General features: G+C 72.8%; 21 protein-coding genes, 1 tRNA gene and 1 riboswitch. Of the genes, 12 read left to right on the forward strand and 10 right to left on the reverse strand.

The genetic code is table 11. The features are described 5' to 3' along the window. The first annotated feature begins 127 nt into the window (after positions 1 to 127). The 3 genes from OG730_RS02885 to OG730_RS02895 all read left to right on the forward strand — a co-directional run bounded on the left by OG730_RS02885 (position 128) and on the right by OG730_RS02895 (position 4,765). On the forward strand, positions 128 to 2,521 hold the full coding sequence (locus tag OG730_RS02885; protein ID WP_327302632.1) for a polysaccharide lyase 8 family protein: 2,394 nt from the start codon (positions 128 to 130) through the stop codon (positions 2,519 to 2,521). A gap of 93 nt (positions 2,522 to 2,614) precedes the next feature. Further along, positions 2,615 to 4,240, forward strand: coding sequence for a N,N-dimethylformamidase beta subunit family domain-containing protein (locus OG730_RS02890; protein ID WP_327302633.1), 1,626 nt, complete (start codon positions 2,615 to 2,617; stop codon positions 4,238 to 4,240). A 135-nt stretch (positions 4,241 to 4,375) separates the two neighbouring features. Beyond that, complete coding sequence (locus tag OG730_RS02895; RefSeq protein WP_327302634.1) at positions 4,376 to 4,765, forward strand: VOC family protein; 390 nt, start codon at positions 4,376 to 4,378, stop codon at positions 4,763 to 4,765. 59 nt (positions 4,766 to 4,824) lie between these two features. On the opposite strand, the gene OG730_RS02900 is transcribed toward OG730_RS02895, so the two are convergent. From OG730_RS02900 to OG730_RS02920, 5 genes are all read right to left on the reverse strand, one after another. Continuing rightward, positions 4,825 to 6,363, reverse strand: coding sequence for a PE-PGRS family protein (locus OG730_RS02900; protein WP_327302635.1), 1,539 nt, complete (start codon positions 6,361 to 6,363; stop codon positions 4,825 to 4,827). Continuing rightward, positions 6,344 to 7,177 carry an ABC transporter ATP-binding protein gene (locus OG730_RS02905; RefSeq protein WP_327302636.1) on the reverse strand — a complete coding sequence of 278 codons (834 nt, stop codon included), beginning with the start codon at positions 7,175 to 7,177 and terminating at the stop codon, positions 6,344 to 6,346. The genes OG730_RS02900 and OG730_RS02905 overlap by 20 nt, the downstream gene beginning before the upstream one ends. Beyond that, on the reverse strand, positions 7,174 to 8,229 hold the full coding sequence (locus tag OG730_RS02910) for a FecCD family ABC transporter permease (protein ID WP_442814809.1): 1,056 nt from the start codon (positions 8,227 to 8,229) through the stop codon (positions 7,174 to 7,176). Before OG730_RS02910 ends, OG730_RS02905 begins: the two co-directional genes overlap by 4 nt. After that, the gene (locus tag OG730_RS02915) at positions 8,226 to 9,218 is read right to left on the reverse strand and encodes an ABC transporter substrate-binding protein (RefSeq protein WP_327302637.1); all 993 of its coding nucleotides are present in this window, start codon (positions 9,216 to 9,218) and stop codon (positions 8,226 to 8,228) included. Before OG730_RS02915 ends, OG730_RS02910 begins: the two co-directional genes overlap by 4 nt. A 57-nt stretch (positions 9,219 to 9,275) precedes the next feature. Beyond that, a riboswitch (cobalamin riboswitch) is annotated at positions 9,276 to 9,363 on the reverse strand. Positions 9,364 to 9,410: 47 nt separating this feature from the next. Next, positions 9,411 to 10,376: a helix-turn-helix transcriptional regulator gene (locus OG730_RS02920; protein ID WP_327302638.1), complete on the reverse strand. Its 966-nt coding sequence runs from the start codon at positions 10,374 to 10,376 to the stop codon at positions 9,411 to 9,413. Between the two features lie 177 nt (positions 10,377 to 10,553). On the opposite strand from OG730_RS02920, the gene OG730_RS02925 reads away from it, so the two are divergent. Continuing rightward, positions 10,554 to 11,012: a DUF732 domain-containing protein gene (locus OG730_RS02925; protein ID WP_327302639.1), complete on the forward strand. Its 459-nt coding sequence runs from the start codon at positions 10,554 to 10,556 to the stop codon at positions 11,010 to 11,012. A gap of 109 nt (positions 11,013 to 11,121) precedes the next feature. After that, positions 11,122 to 11,655, forward strand: coding sequence for an NUDIX domain-containing protein (locus OG730_RS02930; protein WP_327309133.1), 534 nt, complete (start codon positions 11,122 to 11,124; stop codon positions 11,653 to 11,655). A 4-nt stretch (positions 11,656 to 11,659) separates the two neighbouring features. Here the strand turns inward: OG730_RS02930 and OG730_RS02935 are convergent, their stop codons facing one another. Further along, the gene (locus OG730_RS02935) at positions 11,660 to 12,133 is read right to left on the reverse strand and encodes a hypothetical protein (RefSeq protein WP_327302640.1); all 474 of its coding nucleotides are present in this window, start codon (positions 12,131 to 12,133) and stop codon (positions 11,660 to 11,662) included. A gap of 69 nt (positions 12,134 to 12,202) precedes the next feature. Next, entirely contained in the window at positions 12,203 to 12,715 is a 513-nt protein-coding gene (locus OG730_RS02940; RefSeq protein ID WP_327302641.1) for a GNAT family N-acetyltransferase, read from the reverse strand. A 268-nt stretch (positions 12,716 to 12,983) separates the two neighbouring features. Here OG730_RS02940 and OG730_RS02945 point away from each other — a divergent pair, with 268 nt between their 5' ends. Next, positions 12,984 to 14,213 (forward strand): IS701 family transposase, encoded by a 1,230-nt coding sequence (locus OG730_RS02945; RefSeq protein WP_327302642.1) that lies wholly within the window; start codon positions 12,984 to 12,986, stop codon positions 14,211 to 14,213. Between the two features lie 151 nt (positions 14,214 to 14,364). Beyond that, complete coding sequence (locus tag OG730_RS02950) at positions 14,365 to 15,456, forward strand: IS630 family transposase (protein WP_327302643.1); 1,092 nt, start codon at positions 14,365 to 14,367, stop codon at positions 15,454 to 15,456. 78 nt (positions 15,457 to 15,534) lie between these two features. On the opposite strand, the gene OG730_RS02955 is transcribed toward OG730_RS02950, so the two are convergent. Further along, a tRNA-Trp gene (locus OG730_RS02955) sits at positions 15,535 to 15,610 on the reverse strand. Between the two features lie 504 nt (positions 15,611 to 16,114). Here OG730_RS02955 and OG730_RS02960 point away from each other — a divergent pair. The 4 genes from OG730_RS02960 to OG730_RS02975 all read left to right on the forward strand — a co-directional run bounded on the left by OG730_RS02960 (position 16,115) and on the right by OG730_RS02975 (position 20,903). Beyond that, positions 16,115 to 17,446: a glycoside hydrolase family 18 protein gene (locus OG730_RS02960; protein WP_327302644.1), complete on the forward strand. Its 1,332-nt coding sequence runs from the start codon at positions 16,115 to 16,117 to the stop codon at positions 17,444 to 17,446. A gap of 79 nt (positions 17,447 to 17,525) precedes the next feature. Beyond that, positions 17,526 to 18,782 carry a serpin family protein gene (locus tag OG730_RS02965; RefSeq protein ID WP_327302645.1) on the forward strand — a complete coding sequence of 419 codons (1,257 nt, stop codon included), beginning with the start codon at positions 17,526 to 17,528 and terminating at the stop codon, positions 18,780 to 18,782. Between the two features lie 43 nt (positions 18,783 to 18,825). After that, positions 18,826 to 20,022 (forward strand): serpin family protein, encoded by a 1,197-nt coding sequence (locus OG730_RS02970; RefSeq protein ID WP_327302646.1) that lies wholly within the window; start codon positions 18,826 to 18,828, stop codon positions 20,020 to 20,022. Beyond that, on the forward strand, positions 20,019 to 20,903 hold the full coding sequence (locus OG730_RS02975) for an aldo/keto reductase (RefSeq protein WP_327302647.1): 885 nt from the start codon (positions 20,019 to 20,021) through the stop codon (positions 20,901 to 20,903). Before OG730_RS02970 ends, OG730_RS02975 begins: the two co-directional genes overlap by 4 nt. Positions 20,904 to 20,952: 49 nt before the next feature. Here OG730_RS02975 and OG730_RS02980 read toward each other — a convergent pair whose 3' ends face one another. Both OG730_RS02980 and OG730_RS02985 read right to left on the reverse strand, forming a co-directional pair. Beyond that, the gene (locus OG730_RS02980) at positions 20,953 to 21,948 is read right to left on the reverse strand and encodes a sugar kinase (protein ID WP_327302648.1); all 996 of its coding nucleotides are present in this window, start codon (positions 21,946 to 21,948) and stop codon (positions 20,953 to 20,955) included. Continuing rightward, on the reverse strand, positions 21,945 to 22,589 hold the full coding sequence (locus OG730_RS02985) for a bifunctional 4-hydroxy-2-oxoglutarate aldolase/2-dehydro-3-deoxy-phosphogluconate aldolase (RefSeq protein WP_327302649.1): 645 nt from the start codon (positions 22,587 to 22,589) through the stop codon (positions 21,945 to 21,947). Before OG730_RS02985 ends, OG730_RS02980 begins: the two co-directional genes overlap by 4 nt. Positions 22,590 to 22,680: 91 nt before the next feature. Here OG730_RS02985 and OG730_RS02990 point away from each other — a divergent pair, with 91 nt between their 5' ends. Next, the gene (locus tag OG730_RS02990) at positions 22,681 to 23,478 is read left to right on the forward strand and encodes an IclR family transcriptional regulator (protein ID WP_327302650.1); all 798 of its coding nucleotides are present in this window, start codon (positions 22,681 to 22,683) and stop codon (positions 23,476 to 23,478) included. Positions 23,479 to 23,480 lie beyond the last annotated feature (2 nt).

Genomic DNA, 23,480 nt, shown 5'->3' on the forward strand with positions numbered 1-23,480 from the left:
ACGGGGACGAAGTTCACGGGGACGAGGCGCACGGGGACGAGGCGCACGGGGGACGCAGCACACGGACCAAGTACACGGGGGACACAGCGTTTCGGGCGAGTCAGCGTTTCAGTCAAAGGAGACTGTGATGACAGATGTGTGGAGCCGCCGTGCCTTCCTCACGGCGGTCGGCGGCAGCGTGGTGCTGCTCGGTACCCCCGTCCTCCCGGCGACCGCCGGGACGGTGACCTCGGTGCACGCCGCCATGCGCGCGGTGTGGCAGGGCCTCGTCCTGGGGACCGTGTCCTCCCCCACCGCGGAACCCTTCCGCACCCGGCTGGCCGCGCTGGGTGCGCAGGCCGGACAGTGGCGCACCTCGATGGCCCCTTCGACCGGCTCGCTCTGGCCCGATCAGGTCTTCACCACCGACCCCGAGTGGATGGCCCAGAGCTACTACCGGCTGCGGACGATGGCGGAGGCCTATGTCAGACCGGGCACGGGGCTCACCGGCGACGCCGCGCTGCGGACGGCCGTGCTGACCGGGCTGGACCATCTCCACGCCCAGGTCTACAACGCCGGCCAGGCGCGGTACGGAAACTGGTGGTGCTGGCAGATCGGAGCCCCCCAGGCGCTGCTCGACACGGTCGTCCTGATGTACGGCCAGCTCTCCGCGGCCCAGCTCACCGCCTACTGCGCCGCCGTGGACCACTTCGTACCGGATTCCACGGTCGGCTCGTACACGGGGACCAGTACGGGAGCGAACCGGGTGGACCTGTGCCGGGTGCTCGCGCTGCGCGGTGTGGTCGGCGGCGACGACGCGAAGATCGCCCTGGCCCGGGACGCGCTCACGCCGGTGTTCCCGTACGTCACCTCCGGCGACGGGCTCTACCGGGACGGCTCCTTCATCCAGCACACCTACGTGGCGTACACCGGCTCCTACGGCTCGGTCATGCTCGGCGGACTGGGCATGCTGTTCGGCCTGTTGAAGGGAACGGCCTGGGAGGTGACGGACCCCGGGGCGCAGATCGTCTTCGACGCGGTGGAGCACGCGTGGGCGCCGTTCCTCTACAACGGGCTGATGATGGACGCCGTATCGGGGCGAGCCCCCAGCCGGGGGGTCCAACTGGCCGACCCCCTCCAGGCCCAGCTGGACGACCACACCCGCGGGCACTCGGTCCTCGCCGCGATCCTGCTCCTCGCCGAGGGCGCGTCCACCGCCGAACGGACCCGCTGGCGCGGACTGGTGAAGGGCTGGACGGCGCGGGACTACTACAGCCCCCCGCTGGCGGACGCCACGCAGGGCCTGTCGGCCCTGGCCCGCCTCGCGGAGGTCGCGGCGGACGCCACGGTGACGGCGGTGCCCGAGCCGGTGGCGCACCGGCTGTTCCCCTCGATGGACCGGGCCACGCACCGCAGGCCGACGTGGGCGGCCTCCCTGTCCATGGCCTCGAAGCGGATCACGCACTACGAGACGGGCAACGGGGAGAACCTGCGCGGCTGGCACACGGGCAGCGGCATGCTCTCCTGGTGGGGCTCCGCCTCCGGGAACGGCCAGTACTCGGACGCCTTCTGGCCCACGGTCGATCCCTACCGGCTGCCCGGGACCACCGTTTCCCGCAAGGCCCTGGCCGACGGGGCCGGGGGTGACTGGGGCGCCTCCCGGCCCGACGCCACGTGGGTGGGCGGCACGACAGACGGGGAGTTCGCCTCCGTGGGCCAGCACCTGAAGGGGCTGGGCAGCACGCTCACGGCCCGCAAGTCCTGGTTCTTCCTCGACGACACGGTGGTCTGCCTGGGCGCCGGGATCAGCTCCACGGACGGCGCCGCGGCCGACACGGTCATCGACAACCGGAACCTGGGCGCGACGGGCACCCACGCCCTGACCGTGGGCGGCACGGTCCAGCCGGCCACCCTGGGCTGGACCGCGTCCTTCCCCGGGCCCGGCTGGGCGCATCTGGCGGGCTTCGGCGGCTATGTGATGTCGGGTTCGGGCACCTTCCGGGCGCTGCGGGAGGCCCGCACCGGTCGGTGGAGCGACATCAACCGGAGTGCTTCCACCACGGCCCTCACCCGGCGCTACCTGACCCTCTGGTACGACCACGGGACGAACCCGGTCGCCGGCAGCTACGTCTACCAGCTGATGCCGGGCGCCTCGGCCGCCCAGACCTCGGCCCGGTCCGCCGCCACCGGATGGCTCACGGTGCTCGCCAACAACACGACCGCCCAGGGCGTGACGGTGGGCTCGCTCGGCTTCACCGGGGTGAACTTCTGGCAGCCCGCGACGATCGGCGCCCTGCAGGCGAGCGCGCCGTGCTCGGTCACGGTGCGGGAACTCGGCGACGGCACGGCCGTGGTCTGCGTCTCGGATCCGACCCGCACCCTGCCGGGACTGACCCTGGTGTGGAACCGGCCCGTCACCCAGGTGCTGTCCCAGCCGGCGAGCGTGGTCTCGGCGAGCACCGGGTCCGGCCTCCAGCTCGGCTTCGGCAGCCTCACGTCCCTGGAGGGAGCGAGCCAGGCGGTGCGGGTCAAGCTGGGATGATCTCCGGCCCATCCGGTCCCCGGACCGTCCGATCCCGGGACACTCCGCGGGGCGACAAAAGCCAGGCCCACAGGGTGACATAGCGTGACCCGTATGGATCAGGAGCACATATCCGGGGACGGCGAAGGCGCGGGCAGGCGGCGGTTCCTCGCCCTGGCGACGGGGGCCGCGGCCACCGCCGCCGGGCTGGCAGCCGTGGCCGGCTGCGCGAACGGCGACGCCGGGAAGCGGGACGGGGCGGACGGGGCGGGGACCGGCGAGAGCCCGGCACCGTCCGGTCCGCCGGGAAAGAAGGAGGGGCCGCACGGCTTCGACGTCCGGGCCGAGAACGCCCGCCCGGGGAACGCCGACTGGCAGGTCTCCAAGGCCGGCCCGGCCCGCGCCATCGAGGGCTTCGCCGACCGGGTCAGTGTGCTGCCCGGCGAGTCCTTCGGCCTGCACGTCTCCACCACCGCGCCCCGGTTCACCGTCTCCGCGTACCGCATGGGCTGGTACGGCGGCGCCCGGGCCCGCCTGGTCTGGCGCTCCGAGGCCCTGCCCGGGGTGCGTCAGCCGGACCACACCGTGGAGGCCTCGACCCGTACGGTCCGCACCCGGTGGGCCCGTAGCACCACCGTCGAGACCAAGGACTGGCCCGAGGGCTGCTACCTGCTGCGCCTCGACGCGCAGGGCGGCGAGGGCCAGCGGTTCGTCCCCGTCACGGTGCGGTCCGCCGCCACGGCCGGACGTACCGTCGTGGTCAACGCGGTGGCGACCTGGCAGGCGTACAACCGCTGGGGCGGCTACGGCAGTTACGACGGCCCCAGCGGCGGATACGCCTCGCGCGCGCTCGCCGTGACCTTCGACCGGCCCTACGAGTACGACGACGGCGCGGGTCTCTTCCTCGTGTACGAGGCTCCGCTGCTCGCGCTCGCCGAGCGGCTCGGCATCCCGCTGGCGTACACGACGACCACCGACGTGGCCCGGGAGAAGCGCCTGCTGGAAGGCGCCGCGGCGGTGCTCTCCCTCGGCCACGACGAGTACTGGTCGCCCGAGCAGCGCGCACACGTCACGGCGGCCCGGGACGCGGGCACCAACATCGCGATCCTGGGCGCGAACTGCTGCTACCGCCGGATCCGGCTGGAGGCCTCCGAGCTCGGACCGGACCGTACGGTGGTCTGCTACAAGTCCTCCTACGCGCAGGACCCCGGCTTCAAACGCGGCCACCCCGCCACCGTCGACTTCCGTTCCGCGCCGGGCGCTGACCCGGAGAGCTCGCTGCTCGGCGTGATCTACGACGGCTACCCGGTAGACGCCCCGTACGTGGTGACCAACCCGGGCCACTGGCTGTTCGAGGGCACGGGCGCGAAGGCCGGCGACAGCTACCCGCACCTGGTCGGCGTGGAGTACGACAAGGTCAACACCGGTTTCACCACTCCGCGTCCGATCGAGATCCTGGCCCACTCCCCCGTGGTCTGCGAGGGCCGCCCCAGCCACCAGGACACGGCGTACTACACGACTCCGAGCGGCGCCGCCGTCTTCGCGACGGGGACGATGCGCTGGGTGGAGGCCCTCGACGCGAAGGGCGACGGGCGCAGCGGAACCAACCACGGCCTGGACGCGCGCTCGGGCGCTCTGACCACCCGGGTGACGGAGAACCTGCTCCGCGTCTTCGCGGCCGGCCCGGCGGGACGGACCCGTGCGGCGCAGGACAACGTGAAGGCGGTGTACGGGGGGTAGACCCGGCCCCCCGCGCCGAACGCACTGGACTCCGCCCGTAAGGGATGTTTAGGATCATGTCGCGGCATCGCGTGTCGGTCACCGGCCGGGTGAGGCATGGAGGTGCCGAGATGTGCCTTTCGGAGGCATCCACTCATGGCTGTTCAGCTCAACCACACGATCGTCCAGTCCCGTGACCACCGGGAGTCGGCCGAGTTCCTGGCGTACTTCCTCGGCCTGGAGGTCGGAGCCCCCTGGGGCCCCTTCATCCCGGTCGACGTCGCCAACGGCGTCACCCTGGACTTCGCGACCATCCCCGCCGAGTCCATCACCCCGCAGCACTACGCGTTCCTCGTCTCCGAGGCCGAGTTCGACGAGGCCTTCGAGAAGATCAAGCGGGCGAGGATCACCTACTTCGCCGACCCGCACGGGCAGCTCCCCGGCGAGATCAACCACAACGACGGCGGCCGCGGCGTCTACTTCCAGGACCCCTCGGGCCACGGCATGGAACTGATCACCGTCCCGTACGGCGGCTTCAAGAAGTAGGGCCGCCCCGGCCCGCCCCGGCCCGCACGGGCCCGCACGGCCCCACCCCGGCGCTCCGTTCAGTCGAGCATGCGCCGCATGACCCACTCCGGCAGCGCCGGGTTCCGGGCCGCCGACCGGGCCGTCTCCTCGTCGGCGAGCAACCCGGCCAGCGCGGGCCCGGGAAGCCGCGGATGTTCCGCGGCTTCCCGGCGCACCGCCGGCGACGGGTCGCCGAGCAGCCGCAGCGCCGACTCCCCGGACAGCCGGGGGTCGGTCGCCGCCCGGGCCCGGACCTCCTCGTCCTCGTCCCGGCTGAAGCGTTCCACCAGCTCCGCCGTGGAGTCGGGGTCGTCCAGCGCGAGCTGCCGCAGCCGCCGGTCGGGGTCCTCGGCGTAGCGGAGCAGGTTCCGGCCGGGGAAGTTCGGGTGGCCGTAGGGGCGGTTCGGGGTCGAGAAGCTGCCGGTCCACCAGGTGAACACCTCCAGCAGCATGTCCGCCGGGGCGTCGTCGCACCGCTCCGCGAGGAACAAGCGCACGGTCCGGTCCTCGTCCCGGGCGAGCCGCTCCACCACGTCGGCCGGCAGCCGCCGGGCCATCGCGACGCTGCCGCGCAGCACGGGGTGGACCGAGCCGGCGAGCCGCCGCATGGCCTCGGGATCACCGTGCAGGGCCGTCACCCAGGGGGCTGGGCGGCGCATGCCGTCCTTTTCCAGTCCCGCCAGGAGGCCGGCCCGCTCCTCCTCCGTCAGCTCGGGCCTCAGCGATACGGCGAGGCGTACGGCGTGCTCCGGATCGGCGGCGAGTACGGCGACCTGCCCGGGCTCCAGGTACGGGTTGCGTGCGAGGCAGCTGCGCCAGGTGGTGTCCGGGTCGGCGCCGAGGCGGAGCACCAGTTCCGGTGCCAGCCGCCGGGTCTCCACGAGGTCGAAGGTCACCCGCGCCCCGTCGAAGAGCGCGCAGGTGACGGGGACCTCCTCGTGCCGGGCCAGGCCGACCGCCGTCCGCACCGCTTCGGCGGGGTCCGCGGTCAGGCGGGCCCGGACCCCGTCGTCGAAGCCCGCCCAGCCGGCCTCGACCGCCGCCGCGCGCACGGCGGCCACCGGGTCAGCGGACAGGGCCCGCAGCAACCGCTCCGGCATCGCGGCCAGGCTCGCGGCGGCCGCCCGCGCCTCGTCGGAGCGGGCCGCGGCCAGCGCTTCGTAGACATCCGGCGCGGGCCGTCCCCCGGCGGCCTCCGCCGCGGACGCCAGTTGGTACCGGCGCCGCTCGGACGGCTCTCCCCGTACGAGCCGGGACCACTGTTCGGTGGTGAGCGTGACGCAGGTCCGGGTGCCGGTCCTGGAGAAACGCAGCGTGGTGCCCCGGTGCTCGGCCAGACTGCCGCGCACGCCCCACGCGGGGTGTGCGATCGCCGCCTCCACCACCGCCTGCGGCAGGTCCGCCCGGTACAGCAGCTGGTCACTGATGCCGAGCATCGCCACCAGGATCCCGTCGGGCGCGGCGCGGTTCATGCTCAGGCCCTCCAGGCGCTCCTGGCGCAGCCGTGGGCCCACGGCCTCCCCGAACCGCAGCCCGTCCCAGCTCGCCGTCACGCCGCTACCCCGTTCGCTCCCCATGCTCCGGAAGGTAGACGATGTGCGGCGCGCCCGTCGTCGGGTGGGCGGTGACGCGGGTGCGGACCCCGTAGACCTCGGCCAGCAGGGGTTCCGTCAGTACCTCCGCCGGGGTGCCGGAGGCCGCCACGCGGCCTCCCTCCAGGACGTACAGGCGGTCGCAGTACAGGGCCGCCAGGTTGAGGTCGTGCAGGACCAGCAGGGCGGAGGCCGGCAGGGCACGGACCAGGCCGAGGATCTCCAGTTGGTAGCGGATGTCCAGGTGGTTGGTCGGTTCGTCCAGGGCGAGCAGGCCGGGATCCTGCACGAGGGCGCGGGCCACCAGGGCGCGCTGGCGCTCGCCGCCCGAGAGCCCGTCGAAGCGGCGGCCCGCGAGGGCGGCCGCGCCGACGGTCTCCAGGGCCCCCGCCACGCGGCGCACGTCCTCGGGTCCGTCCTGCTCCCAGAAGCGCTTGTGCGGGCTGCGCCCCATGGCCACCACCTCGCGCACGGTCAGCCCGAAGGTGCCGGCCGCGTCCTGGGGCACCACCGCCACCCGCCGGGCGCGGTCCCTGACGCCCAGCGAGGCCGCGTCCACGCCGTCGAGCAGCACGCGGCCGCCGGTCGGGCGCAGGGCGCCGTAGACGCAGCGCAGCAGGGTGGTCTTGCCGCTGCCGTTGGGGCCGACGACTCCGACCGTCTCACCGGGGCGGGCGGTGAGGTCGATCCCGTGCAGCAGCGGCTGCCCGTCGATCTCGTACCGGACGCCTTCGACGGCGAGTTCCGCCGCCTCGGCCGCTGCCCGCGCCACCGGACCGGTCGGCCGTCGCGCCCTCATCCCACGACCCCTTCGGTACGGGTGGACCTGCGCAGCATCCACAGGAAGAACGGCCCGCCGACGAGCGCCGTGACCACGCCCACCGGGATCTCCTCCGGCGCGGCGGCGGTACGGGCGATCAGGTCGGCCAGGGTCAGGAACACCGCCCCGCCCAGCGCGGCCACGGGCAGCAGCGCCCGGTGCCCGGCGCCGACGACCATCCGTGCGGCGTGCGGGACCATCAGCCCCACGAATCCGATCGCCCCGCTGTAGGCCACCAGTACGCCGATGACGAGCGAGGTGAGGACGAACACGGCGGCCCGGAACCGGCCGGTGTCCAGGCCCAGCGTCTGCGCGCCCTCCTCTCCCGCGAGCAGCAGGTCCAGCGGCCGGGCCAGGGCGACGAGCGAGCCGGTGCCCAGGAGCAGGGCCCCGGCGGGCAGGGCCAGTTCGCTCCAGCGTGCCCCGCCGAGCCCGCCGAGGGTCCAGAACAGCACGCTGCGCACCTGATCGGGCCGCGCGGACAGCACGAGGACCAGGCTGGTCAGCGCGGACAGCACGTACTGGACGGCGACTCCGGCGAGGATCAGCCGGCCGGTGGTCATCGCACCGCCGCGCCGGGCCATCGCGTAGACGGCGACGAGTGCGCCCATCGACCCGGCGAACGCGGCGAGCGGTAGGGCGGCGGTGCCCGCGAAGCCGAGGAATCCGGCGCCGAAGACGATCACCAGCACCGCTCCGGCGGAGGCCCCGGAGGAGGCCCCGAGCAGGAACGGGTCGGCGAGCGGGTTGCGTACGAGGGCCTGGAGCACGGTTCCCGCGACGGCCAGTCCCGCGCCGACGACGGCCCCGAGCAGGACCCGCGGCATGCGCACGTCCCACACGATCGCCCCGAAGGCGCCCCCTCCGGCCCGGGGCCCCGGCCCCGCGAGCACGAGGTCGAGCACCCGGCCCGGGGGGATCCGTACCGGCCCCAGGACCAGCCCCGCCAGGGCCGACGCGGCCAGGGCGGCGGCCAGCAGGGCCAGTACGACCGGGGTACGGGTGAACGCGCGGGCGGCCCGGAGCCTCACGCGGCGTCGGGGTGGAGCCGGGCGCCCAGCGATTCGACGGCGTCCGCGACGCGTACGCCGAGCACGGCGGAGGACAGCGGCAGCACGACGAACCGCTGGTTCCTGATCGCGGGGACCTGCGCCAGCGCGGGGTCCTTCAGCAGGCGCTGCTTCTTGGCCTCGACGGTGGTGCCGCCGTAGTCGTAGATGAGGACGACCTCGGGCTTGCGCTCGATGACCTTCTCCCAGGACACGTCGCCGAAGGTGTCCTGGAGGTCGGCGAACACGTTCGTGCCGCCCGCGAGTGAGACGATCTCGTTGCCGATGCCGTTGCCGCCGGAGGTGAAGGCGGAGGCCTCGCCCGAGTCGTAGACGAAGACGGCGGGCCTGCCCTTGTCCTTCACGCGCGCGGTGACGGCGTCGATGCGTCGCTGTTCGTCCGCGATGAGCCGCTCGCCGCGCTCGGGGACGCCGAAGGTCCGTGCCACCTCGGTGATTTCGGTCCTGAGCTGATCGAGGCCGACCTTGCCCTGGGTGCAGTACTCGACGCTGAGGCGGGAGTTGATGCCGGACTTGGCGAGTTGCTCGCGGTCGCGTCCCTGCGCCTTGTCGAAGGCGCTGGAGTAACCCCCGTACACGAAGTCGGGGTTGGCTCCGAGGAGGACCTCCCGGGAGGGGTACTCCTTCGCCAGCACCTTGATCTTGTCGTACGCGGGCCGGTAGGCGGGCAGTACCGCGTCGTCCAGGTAGGCCGTCCCGGCCGTCTTCCCCTCCAGCCCGAGGGCCAGCAGGATCTCGGTGGCGTGCTGGTTCATGGCGACCGCGCGCCGCGGCGGTGCCTGATAGGTGCTGGTGACACCGCAGTTGGTGACCGAGTACGGGAAGCCGGGCGCGGCGCCCGCCGTGGCCTTCGCGTCCTGCGCCGCGGGGGATCCCCCGCACGCGGCCAGCGGTATCAGGAGGGGTACGGGCAGGAGCGCGCGCAGCAGCGCACGGGGGTACGAAGACATGGTGGAGCCTCTCCCGGGGATCCGCGTCCCCTGGTCGAACCGAAAGAGGCGGTGCGTCAGTGTCTGACTCCCGGGTCCCCGCGCGGCAAGCGCGGGGCGTCCGGTCACAGTGGCGGGACCGCACCGGATTCGCACCGGTTTCCTGTCCTGCACCGCCTGGATAACCCGGCCCAGTGTGCCAGAAGGACGACGTCAGCGTTCCGCGCGCACCGCGCCGGCCACCCGGGAGGCGAGGGCGCGCAGCGCCTCGTCGGAGGGGGATCCGGGCTCGGCCGTGTAGAGGTAGAGGGTCTGGTCGGGGTCGTCCGGGAAGGCCAGGGACTCGTACTCCAGGGCCAGTTCACCGACGACGGGGTGCCGGAATCGTTTGGTGCCGTGGGTGTGTTCGAGTACGTCGTGACCGGCCCACCAGCGCCGGAAGTCCCGGTCGAGCGAGCTCAGTTCCTCGACGAGCGGACTCAGATCCGGATCGTACGGGTGCCTGCCGGCGTAGAACCGCAGCGCGGCCACGACTCCGCGCGCGGCGCCCTCCCAGTCGGCGAAGAGCTCGCGGGCGGCGGGGTCGCGGAAGAGGAACCGCGCCAGATTGCGGCCGCGTTGATCGGGCGCACCCGACTCCGGGGTGCGCGACCCCTGGGTACGCGACTTCGGGTCGCCCGGCCCCGGGGCGCCGAAGTCGGCGTACAGGGCCTCGGCGAGCCGGTTCGCGGCCAGGACTTCGAGCCGGCGCCCCATGATCATCGCCGGGGTGCCGTCCTCCAGGGCGTCCAGGACCCGGTACAGGCCCGCCCGCACCCGCTGCGGGCCGTCGGCGTCCGCGCGGCCGGGGGCGCCGGCGGCGCGTCCGGGCCCGGTGGCCCGCTGGGGCCGGGCCAGCTCGAAGAGGTGGGACCGCTCGGTGGCGTCGAGCCGCAGCGCACGGGCCACCGCGTCGAGGACCTCGGCGGAGACGTGCTGGGTACGGCCCTGCTCCAGCCGGGTGTAGTAGTCGACGCTGACCCCCGCGAGCTGCGCGACCTCCTCGCGCCGCAGCCCGGGCACGCGCCGCCTTCCCGGGTGGGCGGCGGCCCCCACCTCCTCGGGGCCGATCCGGGCGCGCCGGGAACGCAGGAAGTCCCGCAGGTCGGAACGGGGCTCGGGCCCGGCGGTGGCGTTCATTCCCCCAGGCTAGGCGTTCTTCCCGGGTTCCTCCGGCACCTCCGCACCGGTCCGGCCGGCTTCGCACCGGGCCGGCCGGCTTCGCACCGGGCCGGGGGGCGGCGCGGCGCGTCACAGCCCGGTCACAGCGGCCCCCACGGGGCCCCACCGGGCCCCGCCCCGGGTGACGATGACCCGATGCGCAGACACCACGTGATCACCGCCCTCACCGGCGCCGCACTCCTCGCCCTCGCCGGGTGCGGCGACTCGGACGCCCCGGCCCCCGGCAAGTCCTCCGGCCCGGCCCCGGCCTCGACCGTACCGAGCGTCGATCCGAGCGCCGGACGGCCCAGCGCCGATCCCAGTGCGGCCCGCCCCGACAGCGGTCTCCCTCCGAGCCCCGCACCTGCGCAGCGCGCCGCCTACCTGGCCGCCCTGAACGCGATCGACCCCGAGATCGTCAACGGCAAGGAAGACAAGGCCGTTTCGCGCGGCCTCGACCAGTGCCAGTCCATGAAGGGCGAGAAGGACCCGGCCAAGCGCGTGGCCGGTGCCAACCAGCGCTTCATCGGCCCCAACGACCCCGACGGCTTCGGCCCCGTCAAGTCCGCCCTGATCGTCGCGGCCGCCCAGGCCAACCTCTGCCCGACGTACTGAGCCCCGCCGGGGGGCGCACGCCGAGCCGGGCCACGCCGAGGAACCGAAGGGGCCGGGCATGGCCTGGTGCCGTCCCGGTGTCAGACCCCCGCCCTATGGTGCGCAGGTGATGATTCCTGATGCGTTCGACCGCCGGGTCGCAGAGGCCGCGGCCGCCGATGTGCGGCTGGCAAGGATCCACCTCGACGGCGCCGGCCAGTGGTTGACCACCGAAGGCCAGGGGTCCACGGCGCCGCTCGCCGCAGAGGTGTGGGTCTTCGACGAGGATCTCGCCCGGGTGCTCCTGGTTCATCACCGGTGGCGTGGCTGGGTTCCGCCGGGCGGCAGCGTCGAGCCGGGTGAAACCCCCCGCGAGGGAGCACGTCGCGAACTCTTCGAGGAGACCGGCATCGCGGTGGAGCTGCTGCCCGAACCCGCGGCGGCGACGGTGCGTTCCTACCGCGCGGAGTGGGCGGCGACCCTCGGGCTGTCGTTCGTCGCGATCGCGAGTGCGGCGACCCCCTTGGCAGCGGAGAGCGGACAGCCCGCCGCCTGGACGCCCCTCGACGAGGACTGGGCCGGCTACTTCCCCCAGGACGCGTCGCACGTCCGCCGGCACGCCCGATGGCTGCGCGAGACCTCTGGCCGCCGACAGGCCCTGTGATCCTCTAGATCACGTGGTGTTGTGCCCAATCGGAGACACCGCCCAGCCGGACGGCGGCCTTGGCAGGGTCACCGGTTCGGGTGGGCTGGCCCACCTCGAAGTCGTGTCCGGTCAGGCCGGTTTCGTCCTCCACGATCCGAGCGATGCGATAAGCCAGTTCCATCACTTCCAACGCCGCCGCACCCGAGTGGCGGTAGGGGATCTCGATGTGGGCCGTGTCCCCGTAGTAGTCGAGCTGTACGCGCCCCGGCGGACCGAGCGTCTCAAGGGTGAGGCTGTACAGGTACTCCGCTGACTCGACAGGACCGATGTCCCGAGAGACTCGGCGCAGGGTCCGGTCCCACTCGCCGCGTTGCGCGTCGGTAACGCGAAGCAGCGGCAGGTCGGCATCGGGATCGAAGTCGGCGTTGAGGCCCTCGAGCGTTTCCTGAAGCGTCAGGCCCGGCCGCACCCGCACGAGCATGATGTCGTAGGTCACCGGGTGAATCTACGGTGTCCGTGAAGTCGCGGCGGATGGTGTCCGCTTGACAGGCCGACCCGGCATTGGTCAGGGCATGTTCGAGTCCGACACGCCTTCTTCTTCGGTCTTGAAGGTACGAAACCCGTGGCGGTGGTAGTTGGGCAGCGCGTTCGGGTTGTCGGCCGACGACGTGTGCAGCCACACCCGGCGCACGCCGGGCACCAGATTCCAGCCCTGCCGGATCGCGAGCGTCAGCGCATGACCGCCGAGCCCCTTCCCGGTGAACTCGGGCAGGAGCCCGAACGTCCTGATCTCGACGTCGGCACCCGGGTGGAGGTCGTAGCAGACCACGCCGGCCGGCTCGTCCCCCAAGTGCAGCAGCCAGCAGGTCCGGTCCGGATGCCCGGCGAACCACGCCTGCCACTCCTGGGGACTCCGGCGGGCGCTGCGCCACCGGTACGGAGCACCGATCCTGGCCATCAGGCCGGGAACCAGCGACAGGTCCGCGTCCACAGCGACGAGCGCGAGTTCCGGAACCGGAACACCGGGCACGAGCTGACCGGGGTCCGTCATCTCTACATGCGTCACGGTCTTCGTCACCCGGAGAAGGCTACGCGCCCTGTCCGAGGGGAAGGGGCCTCTGCCTCCTAGGCCGTCTCTCTCGGATCTTGCCGGGCCCGCGACGCCTGGCACCGCGCCTGGCCGCACTGCCGAGGCGACCACGTACACCCAGTACGCGAGCGCCCCGACAGCACGCCCAGGCACGGCACCAGACGCCGCGGACTCGGCCGACAAGATCCGAAAGAGACGGCCTAGTAGTGCTTCGTTACGTCGGGTGATCTCGCCTGGTGGTGGGCATCTTCCGGTTATGAGGCTTGGGGAGGTGGAACGACTCCGAGGTGAGTTGGCGGAGTTCGTTGCCGATGTGTTCGCTTCGCTTCCGCGGCGGGATCAGCGCAGGTGGGGCGGGTGTTATCTGCGGGGTTTGATGTTGGACGGGCGGCGTAAGTCGATCCAGCCGATGGCCGAGCGATTGCCGGACGGGAACATGCAGGCCCTGCAACAGTTCGTGAATCAGTCGCCGTGGGATCCGCTGCCGGTGCGGCAGCGGATCGCCGAACGGCTGACGGAGGCTGTCGGGCCTGAGGTGTGGGTGGTCGACGACGTGTCCTTCCCCAAGTGCGGGACGGCATCCGTGGGGGTGGCCCGACAGTACTGCGGCGCGTTGGGCAAGACGGCCAACTGCCAGGTCGCGGTCAGCGTCCACGCGGCAACCGACCTCGCGTCCTGCCCGTTGGAGTGGGAGTTGTTCCTGCCGGAGGACTGGGCGGCGGACGAGGGCCGGCGGCAAAGGGCCGGGGTGCCCGACGAGATCGGGCACGTGTCGAAGACCCGTCTGGCTCTGGGCCTGCTCGACCGCCTCGCCACCTGGTTGCCGCGGGTGCCGGTGATCGTGGCCGATGCCGGCTACGGCCGCAGCGTCTCCTTCCGGCTCGCGCTGGAGGAACGCGGCTGGTCCTACGTGGTGGCGGTCGATCCCAAAGAGGTCGCACGGCCTGCCTCCGCCGAGCCGTTCCGGCCGGCTTACGGCGGGCTGGGGCCGCCCACGCTGCCCCGCTACCGCGATGCGGCCCAGTCCCTGCAGAGTTTCATCGATCCCGGCACCTGTTTCCAGGACATCACCTGGCGCCATGGCAGCAAGAGTGCGATGACCTCGCGTTTCGCTGTCCTGGAAGTGCGTCCGTCGGGCAAGGAAGCCTGCCGGACCGCCCAGGAACAGGCCGGTGGACGCAGCCAGTGGAACGGGGTCCTGCCGCTGCGAACCCTGCTGGTCGAACAGCCCGCAGGAGCGGACGAGCCGACCGGCTACTGGATGACCAACCTGCCCGCCACTACCCCGATCGCCGACCTGGTGCGGTGGGCGAAGATGCGCTGGCGGATCGAACACGACTACCGCGAACTCAAGCACGGCCTGGGCCTGGACCACTTCGAAGGCCGGACCTGGCGCGGTTGGCACCACCACGTCACCCTCGTCACCGCCGCACAGGCCTTCCTCACCCTCAGGCGGCTCGACCCAAAAGCACCCACGCCGGCCTGACCCTCTACCAAGTCCTGGACGTGCTCCAGAACCTGCTGAGGTGCTGGACCGGCACCTGCACCACCTGCGGCCGCCCCCTGACCGCCAGCAGATCCAGAACCTAACGAAGCACTACTAGTGACCTGAGTCTGAGGTTTGTCGTTAGTTCGGCATGAGTCGTCCCGGTCCGAAGATTCCGCCGTTGTCGGTGACTGATGCCCAGCGTGCTGTGCTGGAGGGCTGGTTACGTCGTCGTTCGACAGCTCAGGCTCTGGCTCAGCGGTCGCGGATCGTGCTGGAGTGCGCGGGCGGGCATTCGGTGATGGAAGTTTCGCGGCGGCTTGGGATCGCGCCGGACACGGTCCGCACCTGGCGGCGGCGGTTTCTGGAGCACGGCCTGGACGGGCTGGGCGACGAGCCGCGGCCGGGTGTCCCGCGGAAGATCACCGACGCTGATGTCGAGCGGGTGATCGTCAAAACACTGGAAGAGACGCCGAAGAACGCGACGCACTGGTCGACGAGGTCGATGGCCGCGGCCACGGGAATGTCGCAGTCGACCGTCTCAAGGATCTGGCGGGCGTTCGCGCTGGCTCCGCATCGTTCGCAGACGTTCAAGCTGTCGACGGACCCGCTGTTCATCGACAAGGTCCGCGACGTGGTCGGCCTCTACCTGGACCCGCCGGAGAAGGCTCTGGTCCTCTGCGTGGACGAGAAGTCGCAGATCCAGGCCCTGGACCGGTCCCAGCCGGTCCTGCCGATGATGCCTGGCGTTCCAGAGCGCCGCAGTCACGACTACATCCGCGCCGGCACAACCACCCTCTTCGCGGCCCTGGAGGTCGCCACCGGCAAGGTCATCGGGTCTCTCCACCGCCGCCACCGGGCCGCCGAGTTCAAGAAGTTCCTGGCCAAGATCGACAAAGAAGTGCCGGCGGATCTTCAGATCCATCTGATCCTCGACAACTATGCGACCCACAAGACGCCGGACATCAAGAAATGGCTGCTGGCACACCCGCGGTTCCACCTGCACTTCACACCGACGAGTGCGTCGTGGCTGAACCTGGTGGAGCGGTGGTTCGCCGAGCTCACCCAGAAGAAGCTCAAGCGTGGAGTCCACCGCTCCGTCCAGGCTCTCGAGCGCGACATCCGTTCATGGCTGGCCGACTGGAACGACCAGCCCAAGCCCTTCCTCTGGACGAAGACAGCCGACGAGATCCTCGACAAAGTCGCCGCCTACTGCCACCGAATCTCTGACTCAGGTCACTAGTGGACTCCAGAGACGAAGAAGTCCCCCGGCCCTGATCGGCCGGGGGACTAAAAACAAGCTTTCACCTGCTACTTCGTCTGGCAGGGGTGGCAGGGCTCGAACCTACGACAACCGGTTTTGGAGACCGGTGCTCTACCAACTGAGCTACACCCCTTCGGTGAGACCAACCATGCCACGGCGCACACCGAAGATCCACTGAATTCGGTGGTCAACCGCGGGAAATTTCGCCCCGGGTCCGCGCGCCGGAAGATTCGAGCCGGTCGACGAGCGGACCGTCTTCGCTGGTCAGGGACATGACGAGTGGGGCCTGCCCGCCGGGGACGATCCAGTTGACGTCCGCAGGTTGAGACGGCGCGTATCGGGTCGTGGACAGCTGACCCCCGCACCGCCACCCTCGACCCCGGCCGCAGTGCGACCGACTCCGCCGCCTTCCGGGTGTTGCGGGACGCGGGCCTCGCCGGGGTCCGGTTCACCTCGACTGCGGGCTCGCCGACGATGTCGGCCAGCGGGGCCTGCCCTGATCCGGGATCAGGCCGAACGTCCCCCCGTGTGGAACGAGTTGCCCCACCCCCTTGACCCGCTGTGGTCCAGACCAATAGTTTCCGCATGCACAGCGCACGCGCCCCGGCACCACTCACCGCATCCGCAAAGGAAGCCCATGCGCCGCAGCATGCTCGGCAAGCTGGCAGTCGCCGCCTGCTCCCTCTCCCTGCTGACCGCCTTCGCCCCCGCCCACGACGGCTCCGGCCACGAGGGCTCCGGGCACGGCCGCTCGTACAAGAAGGTCGGCTACTTCACCCAATGGGGCGTCTACGGACGGGACTTCCAGGTTCAGGACCTGGAGAAGAACGGCAGCGCGAGCAAGCTCACGCACATCAACTACGCCTTCGGCAACATCAGCGCGGAGGGCAAGTGCTTCACCGGCAACATCCCCGGTGAGGCCGACGCCTGGGCCGACTACGTCCGGCCGCTGGACGCCGAGAACTCGGTGGACGGCGTCGCCGACGACTGGGTGCAGCCGCTCGCCGGCAACTTCAACCAGCTCCGCGAGCTCAAGGCCAAGCACCCCGGCCTCAAGGTCCTGCTCTCCCTCGGCGGTTGGAGCTGGTCGACGCACTTCTCGGACGCCGCGCTCACCCCGGCCTCCCGCAAGGCCCTCGTGTCCTCCTGCATCGACCTGTACATCAAGGGCAACCTGCCGCAGGACGGCACCCGCGGCGGCGCGGGTTCGGCTGCCGGGATCTTCGACGGGTTCGACATCGACTGGGAGTGGCCCGGCTCTTCGGGCGACACCGACACCACCTACCGCCCCGAGGACAAGAAGAACTTCACCGCGCTGGTCAGCGAGTTCCGCACGCAGCTCGACGACTACGCCCGCGGCCAGAAGCGGAAGGCGAAGTACGAGCTGTCCGCCTTCGTCCCGACCGCCCCCGCCAAGATCGACGCGGGCTTCGACGTCCGCCGGATCATGCGCGACCTCGACTTCGTGACCCTCCAGGGCTACGACTTCCACGTCTCCGGCGAGGCCACCACCGCCCAGCAGTCCGCGCTGTACGCGAGGAACGACTTCAGCGTCGACGGCACGGTGGACGCCTGGGAGCGGCGCGGCGCGCCCGCGCACAAGCTGGTGATGGGCATGCCGTTCTACGGGCAGGGCTGGACCGGCGTCAGCGGCGGCGGGGACGGCATGGGGCAGCCCGCGACGGGTCCGGCGCCGGCCGCCTGGGCCAACGGGTACGCGGACTACAAGGAGCTCAAGCAGCTCGCGGCGTCCGGTACTTACAAGCTGCACCGGGACCGCCGCAACGGCAGCGCCTGGCTGTTCGACGGCACCACCCTGTGGACGTACGACGACCCGACGGTGCTGCGCACCAAGACCCGGTACATCCGGGAGGAGGGCCTCGGCGGCGCGATGTTCTGGTCGCTCGACGCGGACACCGCCGACGGCGAGCTGATGACCGCGGTCGACGAGGGCCTGCGCGGCCGCTGACGGCCCCGCCCCTGAACAGCGCCGCCGGGCCGCGGAAAAACGACGCGGCCCGGCGGCGCCCAACCCTTACGCTCCCCGCATGAAGACGCAGACGGTACGAGCGGTCAACGCACTGACCTCGCGCTGGGCCGGCCGGGCCGTGACGGGCGGCGAGGGCACGGTCCTCACCGCCGCCGGGGTCTGGCCGCTGCTGGCCCTGCTCGCCGACGGGGCCGCGGGACCCGCCCGAAGCGAGCTGGAGGAAGCCCTCGGCATACCCGCCGGCACGGCGGCCGAAGCCGCCCGGGAGTTCCTCGCCGCCCTGGACGGCGTACGGGGCCTGCGTGCCGCCACCGGCCTGTGGACGGGCCGGGACCTCCCGCTGGAGGCGGCCTGGTCGGCCCGGCTGCCCGCCGGGACCCGGGCCACGCTGACCGGGGACGAGGACACCGACCGCAAGGCCCTGGACGCCTGGGCCGCCGACCGCACCGACGGCCTCGTCGAGAAGATGCCGGTCCCGGTCGACGAGGAGACGCGCTGCGTGCTCGCCTCGGCGCTGGCGCTGCGCCTGCGGTGGATCCAGCCCTTCACCCCCTGGCCGACCTGGATCGACGAAGGCCCCTGGGCCGAAGGGATCGTGGGGACCGTGCAGGGGCTGAGCCGCTGTACGGCCCTGCTGGACCGGGCCGGCGTGGCGCATGCGCCGACGGGTCCGGTGACCCTGCTGGAGGTGGTGGGCGACGGCGGGGTCGACGTCCACCTAGTCCTGGGCGAACCGCAGGCCCCGCCGGGCCAGACCCTCCGGGCGGGCATCGCGGCGGTCACCCGGGCGATCCCGACCACGGGCGCGAGCCTGCTCCCCGAGGGGAATCCCGGGCCCGGCCTGCACATCGGCCGGGTTGCCTCCGTCGACCGCCACCCCTGGCTGAGCATCCGGACGGTGGCCTTCGAGGCGCGGGCCGAGCACGATCTCCTCGCCTCCCCCGGGCTGTTCGGGCTGGCGAGCGCCTCGGACACGCGGACCGGACACTTCCCCGGCATCAGCAGCGATCCCCTGGCCGTCGGGTCGGCCCGGCAGGCGGCCGTGGCACGCTTCCACGCCGAGGGTTTCGAGGCGGCGGCCGTCACCGCGATCGGCACGGTCGGCGCCGGCCTGCCCCGTGTCACCTACCGCGTCCGCCGGGCCCAGGTCAGCTTCCACCGCCCCTTCGGCTTCCTCGCCGTCCACCGGACCTCCCGCCTGGTGCTCGCCGCGGGCTGGGTGGCGGCCCCCCTCCCGTACGAGGAGGAGGAGAAGGACCACGAGGCGGAGGAAGCCGAGGCCTGGGCGAAGCTGGATGCCGAGGAATGGGGTTGAGCCGCCCCCGCTCCGCCCGGCCCCTCCCCGTAGGCTCCGTTCCATGGACAACTCGACGGTGGAGGCGGTCAACCGCCTGACGGCACGCTGGGCGGCGCGGTCCGCGGACGCGCACGCGGCCGAAGGCACGGTGTTCACGGCGGCCGGGCTCTGGCCGCTGCTGGCCCTGCTCGCGGACGGCGCCGACGGCCCGGCCCGCACCGAGCTGCAAGAAGCCCTCGGCATACCCGCGGACACGGCCGCCGAGGCCGCCCGCGAACTGCTGACCGCCCTGGACGGCGTACGGGGCCTGCGGGCCGCCACCGGCCTGTGGGCACGGCGGGACCTCCCGCTGGAGGAGGCCTGGTCGGCCCGGCTGCCCGCCGGGACCCGGGCCACGCTCACCGGGGACGAGGACACCGACCGCAAGGCCCTGGATGCCTGGGCCGCCGAGCGCACCGACGGCCTCGTGGAGAAGATGCCGGTCGAGGTCGGTCCGCACGTCGAGCTGGTCCTGGCCTCCGCGCTCGCGCTGCACCTTACCTGGGAGCAGCCCTTCTCCGAGCGGCAGGTGCGGCCGGCGCTCGGACCGTGGAGGGAGCGCCGCCTGCGCGGGCTGGCCGTCACCCACGCCTTCCCCCAGCGGATCCGGGTGGCCCGGGGGCCCTCCGGCCCGGTCACCCTGCTCCGCGTGCCCGGCGCCCTCGGCGCGGACGTGCACCTGCTGCTCGGGGAGCCCGGGGCCGCGCCCGGGGAGGTTCTGACGACCGGGATCGCCGAGGTCACCGGCGCGCTCTCCTCCTCGACCGCGGCGGAGCTTCCCGACGGCGCCGCGGGGCCCGGGCTGTCCCTGAGCACGGTGGACTCCACCAGTCCCGAACCCGTGGTCCGGATCTGCACGGTGGCCTTCGACATCCGCGCCGAGCACGACCTGTTGCGGCGGGCCGAACTGTTCGGTCTCAGCTCCGCGGCCGCCGGCCCCGGCCACTTCCCCGGGATCTCCGCCGTCCCGCTCGCGGTCGGCTCCGCCCGCCAGTCGGCCGTGGCCCGCTTCCACGCGGAGGGGTTCGAGGCCGCGGCGGTCACCGCCGTCGGCATGTTCCGCGGGGCCCGGGTGGTCCCCACGCACCGGGCCCGGCAGGCCGCGTTCGACGTGGACCGGCCCTTCGGCTTCCTCGCCGTCGACCGGGAGTCCGGTCTGGTCCTGTTCGCGGGCTGGATCACGGACCCCGACACCCTCACCGGTACCCTCACCCGATGACTTCCGACAAGATCAACGCGGCCGACTCCGGCACCTGGCTCCTCGGCGACCTCCCGGTCCGCCGCGTCGGGTTCGGCGCGATGCGCCTCACGCACCTCGCCGACGGCTCCCCCAGCGACCGCGACCGGGTGACCGGGGTGCTGAGGCGGGCCGTCGAACTGGGCGTCAACCACATCGACACGGCCGCCTTCTACTTCTCCCCGACCCGCTCCGCCAACGAGCTCATCAACCGGGCCCTCGCCCCGTACGCCGACGAGCTGGTCATCACCACCAAGGTCGGGCCGGGCCGCGACGCCGCCGGCGAGTGGTGGTGGGCCGAGCCCGGGCAGCTGCGCGGGCAGGTCGAGGAGAACCTGCGCCAGCTCGGCCGCGACCACCTGGACGTGGTCAACCTGCGCGTCCCGCGCCAGGCCACGACCGGTTCGATCGCCGAGCACTTCGGGGCGCTCGCCGAACTGCGCACCGCCGGGCTGATCCGGCACCTGGGCGTGTCCAACGTACGGCCGGACCACCTGGCCGAGGCGCGGGCCATCGCGCCCGTGGTCTGCGTGCAGAACGCGTACGGGATCGGTTCGCCGGCCGAGGAGCACGCCTTCCTCGACGCCTGCGGCGAGCAGGGCATCGCCTTCGTCCCCTTCTTCGCGATCGCGGGCGCGGGCAAGGAGGCCGGAGGGGTCACCGAGGAGGGCCCGGCGGTACGCGATCTCGCGCGGGCCCACGGGGTGTCCCCGGCCCAGCTCCGCCTGGCGTGGACCCTGAGCCGGGGCCCGCACGTCCTCGCCATCCCGGGCACCGGGAACCCGGACCACCTGGCCGAGAACGTCGCCGCCGGCGCGCTGCGGCTGTCGGCCGAGGACACCGCCCGGCTCGCGGCCGCGTAGCAGCCGTCCTTATCTCCGCCGAGGCGGCAGCACCCCCTGGGCACGATGCTCATGTCTTCGCCCGCCCCGTCCCGAGGATGTCCTCCCGGTGGGCCGCCGCCAGGGCGGCCGTCTCGGTGAAGTGCGGGACGCGTCCGGTGCCGCCGCGGCCGGACACGGAGAGGGAGGCGGCCGCCGTCGCGTACGCGACGGAGTCCGCGAGGCTGTCGCCCAGGGTGAGCCGGGCGGTGGCGGTGCCGGTGAAGCAGTCCCCGGCGCCGGTCGCGTCGACCGGGTCGGGGTTGACCGGGACGGGGAGGTACGCCGCCCCCGTGCCGTCGTCCAGCAGCAGCCGGTCGGCGCCCGCGGTGACCGCGACGGTGCGGGCGCCCAGGGCCCGGAAGCGGGCGGCGGCCTCGGCCGGGTCGTCGGTGTCGACCATGGCCAGCGCGTCGGCCGGGCAGGAGGTCTTCAGCAGCCCGGCCAGCGGGGCGATGCGGGCCAGCAGTGTGCGCGCCTCGCCCCGACCGGTCAGCCGGGAGCGGAAGTTGGGGTCGTAGGAGAGGTGCCCGCCGGCTCCGTGCACGGTCTCGGCGGCCAGCAGGACGGCCTCGCGGCTGCTCGGTGACAGGGCGCCGGTGATGCCGCTGGTGATGAGGGCCTTGGAGCCGGTCAGCAACTCCCGCCAGGACTCGACGTGTTCCACCGAGAGGGTGGATCCGGCGCTGCCGGTGCGCCAGTACACGAACGCGCGGTCGCCCTCGGTGTCGGCGGCCAGCAGATAGGCGCCGTTGGGGCGCGGGGAACGGCGTACGTGGGAGACGTCCACGCCGAGTTCGGCGGCGCGGGCCAGCAGCGGGACGCTCAGCTCGTCCTCGCCGACGACGGCGAGCAGGGCGGTGCGGGCGCCGGCGGCGGCCGCGGCGGCCGCGGCGTTGAGGGCGTCCCCGGAGAAGGAGACGCGGGCGGGGGTGCCGTCGGCGGCGTCCCGCAGGGCCGTCTCGGCGTGGATCTCGACGAGGACCTCGCCCAGGACCAGGACGTCGTACGCCTCCGGCGCGCTCACGGCCGGGGCTCCGAGCCGGCGCAGGCGCCGCAGCAGGGCCGGGCGAGGTCGGCGAAGACGGCGGCGAGTTCGCCCGGGTCGGCGGGCAGGCCGCTGCCTATCCCGACGGCGGCGGCCCCGGCGTCGAGCCAGTCGCGGACCTCGCCCGGCGCGATCCCGCCGGTGGGGATGATCAGGGCGTCGGGGAGGACCGCCTTGAGGGAGCGGATGAACCGCGGGCCGCCCACGTGCGCGGGGAACACCTTCGCCGCACCGCCGGACCGGACCGCGGAGGCGATCTCGCCGGGGGTGAAGCCGCCCTCGATGAAGACGGCCCCGCGCTCCAGGGCGACCTCGCGGACCTCGGGAGCCGGGTACGGGGAGATGAGGAAGGCGGCGCCCGCGTCGAGGGCGGTCCGGGCGGCCACCGCGGTGGTGACGGTGCCGACTCCGATGAGGGCGGGCCGCCCCCGCGCGTCGGTGAGCGGCACGGTGCGGGCCACGGCCTCGGCCCAGCCGGGGGTGGAGGTGGTGAGTTCGACGGCGCGGCAGCCGGCGGCGAGCAGGGCGGTGGTGTGGCGGACGGCCTCGTCCGCGTCGGCGTTGCGCAGGACCGGCAGCAGGCGCTGCGCGGTGATGGCCGCATACGGGTGACAGGACAAAGGATCCTCCATTTGTTCCACGTAATGGAACTTGGTATCGTGTAACGGAACTCTGGTGCAGACCATACCCACCTTTGGAGACCCGTTGTCCATGGACGAAAGGCCCGAGACCACGGAGGGCGAAAGCACCGCCCGGGGCGGCCGGACCTCCACCGCGGGCACGGCGCTGGAGAAGTCGATGCGGATCCTGGAGGCCGTGGCCGCGCCCGGCGGCCCGCACCGGCTCACCGATGTCATGGCGGCGGCGGCCGTGCCGAAGTCGAGCACCTTCCGCATCCTGGCCTCGCTGATCGAGCAGGGCTTCGTACGCTCCGAGGGCGAGAGCCGCTACGGCGTCGGCCCCCGGCTGCGCGGACTGTCCGCCCTGGTCAGCGGCGGGGAACCGGCCAGCATCGAGCAGATCCTGCGGGAACTGCGGGAGGCCACCGGTCAGGCGGTCCACCTCGCCCTGCACAGCGGGGAGACCATCACCTACATCCGGAAGCTGGAGAGCGAGCGGCAGCCCTTCCAGACCGCCTCGCGGATCGGCATGCGGATGCCGCTGCACACGACCGCGATCGGGAAGAGCATCCTGGCCGGGCTGCCCGCGGCCGAGGCCCGCGAGCTGGTCGCCGCGGCCGGGCTGCCGCGTCGCACCCCCCACACGCTCACGACGTGGCAGGACCTGGAGGCGGAGCTGGAGCGGGTGCGGGAGCGGGGTTTCGCCCTGGACGACGAGGAGAACGAGGCGACCATCCGCTGCATCGGCGCCGCGATCCCGGGCGCCGGCGGCCGTCCGATCGGCGGTGTCAGCATCACCACCGTCACGTTCCTGGTCTCCCGCACGGAGATCGAGGCCTACGCGCCCGCCCTGCTCGCCGCCACCCGGGCCCTGACCCCGCTGCTCTGAGC

Source organism: Streptomyces sp. NBC_01298 (genome assembly GCF_035978755.1).
GTDB lineage: Bacteria > Actinomycetota > Actinomycetes > Streptomycetales > Streptomycetaceae > Streptomyces.

Bases quoted from the DNA above. Each gene is read 5' to 3' on its own strand.
- OG730_RS02945 (WP_327302642.1), top strand. From the start codon at position 12,984: ATGAGGCTTGGGGAGGTGGAACGACTCCGAGGTGAGTTGGCGGAGTTC.
- OG730_RS02960 (WP_327302644.1), top strand. From the start codon at position 16,115: ATGCGCCGCAGCATGCTCGGCAAGCTGGCAGTCGCCGCCTGCTCCCTC.
- OG730_RS02975 (WP_327302647.1), top strand. From the start codon at position 20,019: ATGACTTCCGACAAGATCAACGCGGCCGACTCCGGCACCTGGCTCCTC.
- OG730_RS02885 (WP_327302632.1), top strand. From the start codon at position 128: ATGACAGATGTGTGGAGCCGCCGTGCCTTCCTCACGGCGGTCGGCGGC.
- OG730_RS02965 (WP_327302645.1), top strand. From the start codon at position 17,526: ATGAAGACGCAGACGGTACGAGCGGTCAACGCACTGACCTCGCGCTGG.
- OG730_RS02895 (WP_327302634.1), top strand. From the start codon at position 4,376: ATGGCTGTTCAGCTCAACCACACGATCGTCCAGTCCCGTGACCACCGG.
- OG730_RS02900 (WP_327302635.1), bottom strand. From the start codon at position 6,363: ATGGGGAGCGAACGGGGTAGCGGCGTGACGGCGAGCTGGGACGGGCTG.
- OG730_RS02930 (WP_327309133.1), top strand. From the start codon at position 11,122: ATGATTCCTGATGCGTTCGACCGCCGGGTCGCAGAGGCCGCGGCCGCC.
- OG730_RS02915 (WP_327302637.1), bottom strand. From the start codon at position 9,218: ATGTCTTCGTACCCCCGTGCGCTGCTGCGCGCGCTCCTGCCCGTACCC.
- OG730_RS02970 (WP_327302646.1), top strand. From the start codon at position 18,826: ATGGACAACTCGACGGTGGAGGCGGTCAACCGCCTGACGGCACGCTGG.
- OG730_RS02905 (WP_327302636.1), bottom strand. From the start codon at position 7,177: ATGAGGGCGCGACGGCCGACCGGTCCGGTGGCGCGGGCAGCGGCCGAG.
- OG730_RS02990 (WP_327302650.1), top strand. From the start codon at position 22,681: ATGGACGAAAGGCCCGAGACCACGGAGGGCGAAAGCACCGCCCGGGGC.
- OG730_RS02925 (WP_327302639.1), top strand. From the start codon at position 10,554: ATGCGCAGACACCACGTGATCACCGCCCTCACCGGCGCCGCACTCCTC.
- OG730_RS02890 (WP_327302633.1), top strand. From the start codon at position 2,615: ATGGATCAGGAGCACATATCCGGGGACGGCGAAGGCGCGGGCAGGCGG.
- OG730_RS02920 (WP_327302638.1), bottom strand. From the start codon at position 10,376: ATGAACGCCACCGCCGGGCCCGAGCCCCGTTCCGACCTGCGGGACTTC.
- OG730_RS02950 (WP_327302643.1), top strand. From the start codon at position 14,365: ATGAGTCGTCCCGGTCCGAAGATTCCGCCGTTGTCGGTGACTGATGCC.